Origin of the sequence: Streptomyces sp. NPDC047085 (genome assembly GCF_040643735.1) — a bacterium.
Classification (GTDB): domain Bacteria; phylum Actinomycetota; class Actinomycetes; order Streptomycetales; family Streptomycetaceae; genus Streptomyces.
In genome coordinates, this window is the sequence record NZ_JBEYUW010000021.1 from 82117 (window position 1) to 91735 (window position 9619).

Sequence of the window (9619 nt, forward strand, 5' to 3'; positions counted from 1 at the left end):
TGTCTCTCATGTGATGGCTGCTGCGTGTTCGCGGTTGTCGGTGAATGTGCTGTGTCGGTGGAAGGAGTACGCCTTGCCGACTGCCTGGAGGAAGTTGGCAAGGGCGAGAGCTGTCCACAGGGCGGCGAGGCCCCCGGCTGTGGTGACCGGAGCGGCGACAGCGGCCAGGCCTCCGTAGCAGAGGGCGGTCGACACGAAACTCGGCATCGTGCGTTTGAGGCCGATGAGGCCGAACCCGACGACCGCCTGCAGAGCATCGGTGACGACCACGGCGAGCACCAGCGGCAGAAGCTCCCTGATCTGCGGCCGCACGTCGGCATCCTTGGTGAACAGCGGAACGACCCAGGGACTGAGCACGATCACCGCTGTCGCGATGAATCCCACAACGGCCAGTGCCAGCCACGTTCCTGCCCGAACGCTGCGACGGATGTTCGCGCTGTCGTGCTCCTCCGCGTAGTCGGAGATCAGTGGGATGGTGGCCTGGCCGACCGCCACCGCGGCCGTGAAGATGAGGTTCACCAGCGAGATCCCGACGCTGTGCACCGCGGCGCTGTCCGTCCCGATCCGGGCCGCGGCGAAGGTCAGTACGCCCAGGACGGCGAACTTGACGAGCACAGTGCCGGCGAGCGGAATCCCCACGGCACCCAACTTCCAGACGTGCTTCACATCCGGCCTGCCCGGACGCAGGGAGCGGCCGGTCAGCACGGTGGAGCGGCGGAGGGTCACCTGGTTGACAGAGGCGCTGATCACGCTGGAGGCGAGCATGGCGACGCCTGCCCCGGTCAGGCCGTAACTCGGCACCGGGCCCGGACCACCTACGAGGAGGACGGACAGCGTGGCGGACGCGGCGGTGCCGAGCAGTCCGGCCCGCATCACCAGCTTTGAGTGGCCGAGTGCGATCAGGACGGACGTGGCCGACGAGCTGACCGCGATGGCGAGCACGCTGCCGGCCAGCAGGAAGGGAAAGATCCCCAGCTGGTCGAGAGTGGCACGGGGAACCCCGGTCACTTGGCCGATCAGAGGTACTGACGCGACTGCTGCCGCGGCGATGCCACCCACGGTGATCGCGAGCCACATCCCGCTGTGCACCACGGGCAGGAGACGGTCAGGATCCTCCTTGCGGGGCGTGACGAACGGCATCACGCCCCGCAGCGCGCCCGCCACCGTGGCTGTAGCGGGGCTGAACACGGCCATGGTGACGGCGAAGGCCGCGAGCGCGGCGGTGGCGTGGTTGCCCAGCAGCGCGGTGTCGACCAGGGCGCCGGCCGAGGCAGCGATCATTGTCAGGTACAGCGGGAGCGCTGCCGCCGCTATCCGAATCCATGTAGTGCGCCCGGCCGGTCCAGTCACCTCGCTGATCACGGGTTCGATCATCACACTGCGGGAGCCGGCAGGTCAGCTGGAATGGCGAAAGACCTCCCTACGACAGGAGGCGGCACCTGCTGCGTCGCCCAGCAGGAGGCGTGGAGAGCCCGGCAACCCGCGTGTCGGAACCCACGTCTTCCTCCGTGATCGCCACCGCATTCACAGGAGAACAGGTCATGACCGACAAGGACGTTGAGCGGAACAGCGAGGGCGACTACGTCCCGGGGCCCTGGTGGGCGGGCCTCGGGCCGCGGGGGGCTGTCGTACTGATCGTCCTCGGGGTCCTCGCGGCGGCGTGGGCCGGCCTCGCTTCCGCGATGGGGCTCGGTTGGCTGCCTTTCACCTCGGAGGATCTGGCGATCGGCTCCTACCAGGCCGCCAAGGTCGTCGCCATCGGCCTGGTGATCCTGGTGAGCGCCTTGCTGGGCCGTCGTCGCGCCCGGGACGCAGACACCGTGGAGGCCGACGAGGCGGAACACGACTGACACCACCGGCGAGGGCGGAACGCGCCCCGCCGACTCGGCCCGCCGACGGACAACGGCGGACGGACGCGAACACCTGCGGCCCATCCGCGCGGGTGGCAAGCACACCGGCCCACGGCGGAGGCCTCGCCCGAGTTGCTGCTTCGGGATGAAGGGCCGTCAGCTGCGCACGTGGGTCACTGGCCGAGCCGAGCGGCCAGGAACACCGCTGCACACCCTCGGCCGCGACACCACGGCCGTCACGAAGTGAGGCCCCGGCGGCGGTCCTTGGCCAGCAGCCACTGCCAGCGGGGGCGTTCGGTGACGAGGGTGCCGGCGGCGAGGAGGGTGGCGATGACGGCGGCCCAGGTGGGCCAGGCCGCCCAGGAGGAGATCACCGCCGCGACGAGCTGGAGGAGCACGAGCAGGATCGTGACCACGCCCGGGACCGGGATGATCACCTGCGGCTTGTCCTCCGGGGTGGAGAAGAGCGTCGGAAGGCCGATCAGGACCACCACCGACAGGACGGCGAGCAGCCACGAGTACGAGGACAGGGCCCAGGGAGTGGCCACCCAGGCGATGAGTTCGGTGGTGAAGCGCAGGGCGGACGGGATGCGGTCGTCCGGTCGTTCCAGGTGTCGATCCACGTTTCGGGCCACGCTGGTCTCCCCCCAGGAGGTACGCCGACGCCGGGAGTGTAGCGGTGAGACGGGTGGGGACCGGGCTGTTTTCGCCGGACGCGTTCTACGCGCGGTGCCGGCCGCCCGCACCGCGCCGACCTGCGCCGTTCCCGGCGTGAGAAGTTCACCCCCCACACGTGATGGCACCACTGTCTGAAGGGGGTGCCCCGGAACAACGATGGCGGCTGAAAGGAACCGGCTGGAACGGCAACGAGGGAGACCGAGATATGGCACAGCTCATGACGGGTCGCCGCACTTCCGCCCCCGCCCCCGAGGTTCGTCCCGCACACCCCGCACGGCCCCGGCTGGTGATCGAGAACCTGGACGGGACCGGCTACGACACGCCGATGTTCACCATCTGCATCGTCGCCGCCTCCGGCGCCCAGGGCGGTGCGGACGCCGGGAGACTGTCGGCATGACGCCTCCGGAGGGGGAAGCGGTGCTGCCGGCGGAGGGGGAAGCGATGCCGGCGAACGCCGCGGACGGGAACGTACGGCTGGGTTTCAAGCTCCATCTGCAGCCCACCGTCGTTCCCGGGGAGGCCGCCTATCTGATGTCGCGGCGTGGCGTGACCACGCTGCACGGCACCCACGCCGAGGTGCTGGTGCCGCTGCTCGACGGCACCCGCACGCTGGACGCCGTCCTGCGCGCGGCCGCCCCGGTGCTCGACCCCGGCGAGGTCATGCTGTCGGTGAACGACCTGATGTCGGCCGGGCTGCTCCGCTTCCGTCCGGAGCCCGGGCCGTCCGCACCCGCGGGTGGCCCGCTCCGGCGCCCGGACCTGGCGGCCGAGGCATACTGGGACCTGGCCGGCCTGGACGGCGGGACGACGGCGGCCCGGCTGCGGTACGCCTCGGTCTGGATCGAGGCGCTCACCGACGTCGACACCGGCGCGATCGCGGCGGCGTGCCGGGACTCCGGGATGGGCGTGGCCGACGTCCCGGACGAGGCGGACTTCTCGCTCGTCCTGTGCGACGACTATCTCGCGCCGGGTCTGCGGGACGTCGACGCGGCCCACCGTGAGCGCGGGCGGCCCTGGCTGATCGCCAAGATGTGCGGGGCCGACCCCTGGGTGGGGCCCGTGTTCCGGCCGTACGACGGTCCGTGCTGGTCGTGTCTGGCGACCCGGCTGGCCGGCCACCGCCGCGCGGAGTGGCCCGTGCGGTGCGCGCTCGGCCTGGACGGCCCGCCGCGGCGGCCCGACGCCTCGCTCGCGGCCGGGAGGTCCCTCGCCCTGCACATGGCCGTCCTGGAGGCGGCCAAGTGGCTGGCGGGGATCCGCTACGACAACCAGGGGGTGCTGCACGCCCTGGACACGCTCCAATTGACGTCTCGGTCGCACCGGGTGGCCCGGCTGCCGCAGTGCGCGGTGTGCGGTGACCCGGAGCTGGTGGCCCGGAGCGTGGGCGCGCCGTTCGTCCCCGAGTCGCGGCCGAAGGCCACGCTCGCGGCGGGCGGGCACCGGGCCCTGACCCCGGCGCAGATGCTGGAGCGCCATGGCCATCTGGTGGACCCGGTGACCGGGATCATCAAGGAGATCCGGCGGGCGCCACGCACCCCCGCCGGGGTCCACTCCTTCGTCTCGGGCCACAACCTGGCGATGGGACCGCCCACCCTCGCCGATCTGCGGGCGGGGCTGCGGGCGTTGAGCGGCGGCAAGGGCCTCACCGAGACCGAGGCCCGGGTGAGCGCGCTGTGCGAGGCCGTCGAACGCCACAGCGGCACCCGGCAGGGCGACGAGCCCGTGGTCCGGGACAGCTACCGGGGGCTGGGAGCGGACGCCGTCCACCCCAACGACTGCCAGCTGTACGACGAGCGGCAGTTCCGCGACCGGGAGTGGTGGAACGCCGGGGGATCGCCCTTCCGGCACGTGCCGGAACGTTTCGACGTGGGCCGACCCACCGAGTGGACACCGGTGTGGTCGCTGACCTCGGGCACCCGTCGGCTGCTGCCCACCTCGATGCTGTACTTCACGCAGGGCGGGCCCGCGGCGGACGGACTGCACGCCGACTCCAACGGCAACGCGGCGGGGAGCAGCCGCGAGGACGCCTTGGTGCAGGGGTTCCTCGAGCTGGTGGAGCGGGACGCGGTCGCACTGTGGTGGTACAACCGCACCGCCCAGCCGGGCGTCGACGTCGAGGCGTTCGGGGAGCCGTACGCCGACCTGATGCGGGAGACCTGCGCGCGGCTGGGCCGCGAGCTGTGGATGCTGGATCTGACCTCCGACTTCGGCATCCCGGTGCTCGCCGCGCTGTCCCGGCGTACCGACAAGGCCGCCGAGGACGTGATCTTCGGCTTCGGGGCGCACTTCGACCCGCGCATCGCGCTGCGCCGGGCGCTGTCGGAACTGGGCCAGCTGCTGCCCGCCGTGCGCGACGCGCGGGCGGACGGCACGGGGTACGCCGTCGACGACCCGGACGCGCTGGACTGGTGGCGGCAGGCGACGGTGGCCGGCCGGCCGTATCTCGCGCCCGCGCCGGAACAGCCCGCACGCACGCCGGACAGCTGGCAGTACGCGCCCCGGGCCGACCTGCTGGACGACGTCACCGCCATCACCGGTCTGGTCCGGCAGCGGGGCATGGAGCTGCTGGTGCTGGACCAGACGCGACCGGACCTGGACATTCCTGTCGTGAAGGTGATCGTGCCCGGCATGCGGCACTTCTGGGCGCGGCTGGCCCCGGGACGGCTGTACGACGTCCCCGTCGCCCTGGGGCGGCTGACCGCTCCCACCTCGTACGAGGAGCTCAATCCCGTCCCGCTGTTCGTCTGACACGGATACGCTCGCCGGCCGAGGGCACCGGTCCCCCGGCCTGCGGGCGTTTCGCGACGGCCATGGAACTCTTACCTCACCTACACGGTCTTCTCATATCATGTCCCGCTGACGCGCGGAGAGTTGCGACAAGCGCGGACGAAGTCCCGAGAAGAGGCCGTGCATTCGATGGATCGTCACGACCGCACCAGCGCCACCGACGACACGGAGACGTGCCGGGCCGACGACACCAAGGCCCGGGCCGACGACGCCGAGTCGTGTCGGGTCGATGGCGAACAGGCACGTCCGACCGACGGCGAGCGGGCCGCTCGGCTCGGCAGTGATCTTCCGGCGCCCCGGCTGGCCCGCGCCATCCTGCTGGTGGCCCTGCTGAGCTACACGCTCATCACGATGCTGAACATCGCGGGCACGGGCCTGTCGCCGGTCGCGATGACGGCCGCGCTGCTCGCGCTGGCGGCGATCTTCGCCATCCAGCTGTCGCACTCAGCGGCGCGGCCCGGCAGCCCCCTGACACGCCGCCGGGTGCTCACGCTGTCCGCGCAGGCGCTGCTGACATACGGGCCGATCCTGGCGTTCCACGCCGCGTGGGGGTCGATGGCGGGGTTCCTGGCCGCCTCCGTCCTGCTCCTGCTGCGGCCCAGGGTGGCCTGGACGCTGTACGCGCTGATCGGGCTGAGCATGATCGTGCCGCCGCTGCTGGAGGGGCGGCCGGTGGTCGACGTCGTCTACCTGCCCGAGTCGACCCTGCTGACGGGCCTGGTGATCTACGGCCTGTCCCGGCTGTCCGCGCTGATCCGCGAGTTGGTCGAGGCACGCGGCGAACTCGCCCGCATGGCCGTCACCGAGGAACGTCTGCGGTTCGCCCGCGATCTGCACGACCTGCTGGGTTTCAGCCTGTCCGCGATCACCCTCAAGAGCGAGCTGATCCACCGGCTCATCCCCGGCCATCCGGCCCGTGCCACGGCGGAGATCGAGGACGTGCTGGCCATATCCCGGCAGTCGCTGAGCGATGTGCGCCGGGTGGCGAGCGGACTGCGCGAGATGTCGCTGGAGCAGGAGATCTCCTCGGCCGAGTCGGTGCTGCACGCGGCGGACATCCTGGTCACCAAGCAGGTCGGCGCGGTGCGGCTCGCCAAGCAGGCGGACACCGTGCTGGCCACGGTGCTGCGGGAGGCGGTCACCAATCTGCTGCGGCACAGCCGCGCCGGCCGCTGCACGATCGAGGTGGATGAACGGGACGGCGTCGTACGCCTGTCGGTGTGCAACGACGGCGTCGACCCCGCCTACCACGACCCGTCCCCGCACGGCGGCAGCGGACTCGGCAATCTGCGCGACAGGATCGAGTCAGTCGGCGGAAGGATGGAGTCCGCCCGGACCGACGACGGAACGTTCCGTCTTGTGGCCGAGATTCCATCGGCAAAGCACCCGGACCCGCTCACCGCCAGGGACGACTCCGTAGCCGTCGGTGATTCCGTGGCCTGATCGAATCGATGGGAAACGGCCGCGAATTGCTAGAATCCGGCCGCACTTGGCTTTCCGTGCCGAGGCGGGTGGGGGGGGTCTCCGTGATACGGATTTTGCTGGCCGAGGATATGCACATGGTCCGGGGTGCGCTGGTCGCGCTGCTGAACCTCGAGCCCGATCTCGAGGTCGTGGCGGAGGTCAAGCGCGGCGACGAGATCGTGTCCGCGGCGCTCGAACACCGGCCGGACGTGGCCATCATCGACATCGATCTGCCAGGAGTGGACGGCCTGACCGCCGCCATGCACCTGCGCGAGCGGCTGCCGCAGTGCCGGTCGCTGATCCTGACCAGCCTCGGCCGCCCGGGCACCCTGCGCAGGGCCTTGTCGGCGCAGGTCAGCGGCTACCTCCTCAAGGACGCCCCGCCCAAGGAACTCGCCGTCGCCGTACGCCGGGTGGCGGCCGGGCACCGGGCGATCGATCCCCAGCTCGCGCTGGCGGCGTGGGGCGGCGCCGAGAGCCCGCTCACCGAGCGGGAGACGGAGGTGCTGCGGCTGGCCGCCGGGGGTGCCGAGGCTCCGGACATCGCGGGGCTGCTGCACCTGTCGACGGGCACCGTACGGAACTATCTGACGACCGTCGTCACCAAGCTCAACGCCCGCAACCGCGTGGACGCGATCCGGATCGCCCGGGAGTCCGGCTGGCTGCTGTGAGGCCCACGGCCCACGCCCACGGCCCACGGCCCACGGCTCACGGCGAAGATCAGCCATCCGCTGGTACGGCCATGTCCGCCGCGACGAGGTAGCCCAGCACGTCGTGCACGACGGTGCGCGGTAGCGGCAGGACGGCCGCGGCCTCGTCCGCCGTGACCGGCCAGGCGAGCATGGCCACCACCCAGGCGGCCTCGGGGCGGTGCAGCACCACCTCGTGCTTCGCGCTGGGGGACGCCAGGACGATCCCCGCCGCGCCGAGCACCATCGACGCGTCCGGGGACAGCCGCATCCGGCGCTCCCCGGGCACCCGCCCCAGTACGAAGGTCGCGTCGGCCGCGGTCGGCGTCACCGACAGCAGCGGCCCCCTGAGGTCGTCCAGACCCAGGGTGCGGACCACCATGTGGGACAGCCGGGCCAGAGCCGAGGACAGCCGGGGAGTGGCACCGGTCGTAACCGGCCATGCCCGACCCGGCGGCGCCCACGCGTTCTCCGGCAGCACCGGCCCCAGTTCCATGCGCCGGAGCACCTCGCGGACGATCCGGTCGGAGCCTCCGATCCGCTCGGTGCCGAACCGGCCCGCAAGCACGATCGCGTTGTCGTCCTCGTTGTCGACGATCACGTCCTCGCACAACGCCCACAGGTGGAGCGTCCGACTACTCGTGGTGTCCGACACGCCGGCACCCCCTTTCGGACGATGCGGAGTCGAGTATCCGACGTGTGGCGGCGGGGTCGACAGCCTCTGCGTCATGCCTCGGACATGAGGAATTCATATGCCGCCGGAGCCCCGACGACCTTGGTCCGTGGCGGCTTTGGCCCCTCACAAGCGTGTCTCAATACCGTGCGCGAACCAGACCGAGGTCCTGCTTGCTGCCGCATCGCGGGGAAGGAGGCGGCCAGGTGGCCGTTCACACCACGGAAAGAGTTGTTCCGCACCATCCGGGCAAGGAGGTGCGGCGCCTGGACCGGGTGATCATTCGCTTCGCCGGCGACTCCGGCGACGGCATGCAGCTCACCGGCGACCGCTTCACCTCCGAGACCGCGTCCTTCGGCAACGACCTCTCCACGCTGCCGAACTTCCCGGCCGAGATCCGCGCCCCCGCCGGCACCCTCCCCGGCGTCTCGTCCTTCCAGCTCCACTTCGCCGACCACGACATCCTCACCCCGGGCGACGCGCCGAACGTGCTGGTCGCGATGAACCCGGCCGCCCTGAAGGCCAACATCGGCGACCTGCCGCGCGGCGCCGAGATCATCGTCAACACCGACGAGTTCACCAAGCGGGCGCTGGACAAGGTCGGGTACGCGGCCAGTCCCCTGGAGGACGGTTCGCTGGACGGCTACCGCGTGCACGCCGTCCCGCTGACGACCCTCACGGTGGAGGCGCTGAAGGAGTTCGGCCTGTCTCGCAAGGACGCTGAGCGCAGCAAGAACATGTTCGCCCTCGGCCTGCTGAGCTGGATGTACCACCGCTCGACCGAGGGCACCGAGAAGTTCCTGAACACCAAGTTCGCCAAGAAGCCCGACATCGCCGCCGCCAACGTCGCCGCACTGCGGGCGGGCTGGAACTTCGGCGAGACGACGGAGGACTTCGCGGTCTCCTACGAGGTCGCCCCCGCGACGGCCGCGTTCCCCTCGGGCACCTACCGCAACATCTCCGGGAACCTCGCCCTGGCCTACGGCCTGATCACCGCCTCCCAGCAGGCCGATCTGCCGCTGTTCCTCGGCTCGTACCCGATCACCCCGGCCTCCGACATCCTGCACGAGCTGAGCAAGCACAAGAACTTCGGCGTACGGACCTTCCAGGCCGAGGACGAGATCGCCGGCATCGGCGCGGCCCTGGGCGCCGCCTTCGGCGGCTCGCTCGCGGTGACCACCACCTCCGGCCCCGGCGTGGCCCTGAAGAGCGAGACCATCGGCCTCGCCGTCACCATGGAGCTGCCGCTGCTGGTCGTGGACATCCAGCGCGGCGGTCCCTCGACCGGCCTGCCCACCAAGACCGAACAGGCCGACCTCCTCCAGGCGATGTACGGCCGCAACGGCGAGGCGCCCGTCCCCATCGTCGCCGCCCGCACGCCCACCGACTGCTTCGAGGCGGCGCTGGAGGCGGCCCGCATCGCGCTGACCTACCGCACGCCGGTGTTCCTGCTCTCCGACGGCTACCTGGCCAACGGC

9 protein-coding genes are annotated in these 9619 nt (G+C 71.2%); 6 read left to right on the forward strand and 3 right to left on the reverse strand.

The annotated features are described in order from the left end of the window. Positions 1-6 precede the first annotated feature (6 nt). Positions 7-1281 carry an MATE family efflux transporter gene (locus tag ABZ865_RS40520; protein WP_361242071.1) on the reverse strand — a complete coding sequence of 425 codons (1275 nt, stop codon included), beginning with the start codon at positions 1279-1281 and terminating at the stop codon, positions 7-9. Positions 1282-1541: 260 nt separating this feature from the next. Here ABZ865_RS40520 and ABZ865_RS40525 point away from each other — a divergent pair, with 260 nt between their 5' ends. Beyond that, positions 1542-1850 carry a hypothetical protein gene (locus tag ABZ865_RS40525; protein WP_361242074.1) on the forward strand — a complete coding sequence of 103 codons (309 nt, stop codon included), beginning with the start codon at positions 1542-1544 and terminating at the stop codon, positions 1848-1850. A 236-nt stretch (positions 1851-2086) separates the two neighbouring features. Here ABZ865_RS40525 and ABZ865_RS40530 read toward each other — a convergent pair whose 3' ends face one another. Further along, on the reverse strand, positions 2087-2461 hold the full coding sequence (locus ABZ865_RS40530) for a hypothetical protein (RefSeq protein ID WP_361242097.1): 375 nt from the start codon (positions 2459-2461) through the stop codon (positions 2087-2089). A gap of 272 nt (positions 2462-2733) precedes the next feature. Between ABZ865_RS40530 and ABZ865_RS40535 the strand changes: the two genes are divergently transcribed. The 4 genes from ABZ865_RS40535 to ABZ865_RS40550 all read left to right on the forward strand — a co-directional run bounded on the left by ABZ865_RS40535 (position 2734) and on the right by ABZ865_RS40550 (position 7450). After that, the gene (locus tag ABZ865_RS40535; protein WP_361242077.1) at positions 2734-2925 is read left to right on the forward strand and encodes a hypothetical protein; all 192 of its coding nucleotides are present in this window, start codon (positions 2734-2736) and stop codon (positions 2923-2925) included. A gap of 44 nt (positions 2926-2969) precedes the next feature. Beyond that, on the forward strand, positions 2970-5276 hold the full coding sequence (locus ABZ865_RS40540; protein WP_361242100.1) for a TOMM precursor leader peptide-binding protein: 2307 nt from the start codon (positions 2970-2972) through the stop codon (positions 5274-5276). Positions 5277-5444: 168 nt separating this feature from the next. Then, positions 5445-6758 (forward strand): histidine kinase, encoded by a 1314-nt coding sequence (locus ABZ865_RS40545; protein WP_361242080.1) that lies wholly within the window; start codon positions 5445-5447, stop codon positions 6756-6758. A gap of 83 nt (positions 6759-6841) precedes the next feature. Continuing rightward, on the forward strand, positions 6842-7450 hold the full coding sequence (locus ABZ865_RS40550) for a response regulator transcription factor (RefSeq protein WP_361242083.1): 609 nt from the start codon (positions 6842-6844) through the stop codon (positions 7448-7450). Between the two features lie 49 nt (positions 7451-7499). Here ABZ865_RS40550 and ABZ865_RS40555 read toward each other — a convergent pair whose 3' ends face one another. Next, a complete protein-coding gene (locus ABZ865_RS40555; RefSeq protein ID WP_361242086.1) occupies positions 7500-8123 on the reverse strand; it encodes an NADH oxidase in 624 nt (207 codons plus the stop codon). A 224-nt stretch (positions 8124-8347) separates the two neighbouring features. Here ABZ865_RS40555 and ABZ865_RS40560 point away from each other — a divergent pair. After that, positions 8348-9619: 2-oxoacid:acceptor oxidoreductase family protein (locus ABZ865_RS40560; RefSeq protein WP_361242089.1), on the forward strand; the 1272-nt coding region annotated here is incomplete at its 3' end.

Excerpts from the sequence above, each read along its gene's own strand:
- ABZ865_RS40520 (WP_361242071.1), bottom strand. The coding sequence starts at position 1,281 with ATGATCGCTGCCTCGGCCGGCGCCCTGGTCGACACCGCGCTGCTGGGC.
- ABZ865_RS40525 (WP_361242074.1), top strand. The coding sequence starts at position 1,542 with ATGACCGACAAGGACGTTGAGCGGAACAGCGAGGGCGACTACGTCCCG.
- ABZ865_RS40535 (WP_361242077.1), top strand. The coding sequence starts at position 2,734 with ATGGCACAGCTCATGACGGGTCGCCGCACTTCCGCCCCCGCCCCCGAG.
- ABZ865_RS40540 (WP_361242100.1), top strand. The coding sequence starts at position 2,970 with ATGCCGGCGAACGCCGCGGACGGGAACGTACGGCTGGGTTTCAAGCTC.
- ABZ865_RS40545 (WP_361242080.1), top strand. The coding sequence starts at position 5,445 with ATGGATCGTCACGACCGCACCAGCGCCACCGACGACACGGAGACGTGC.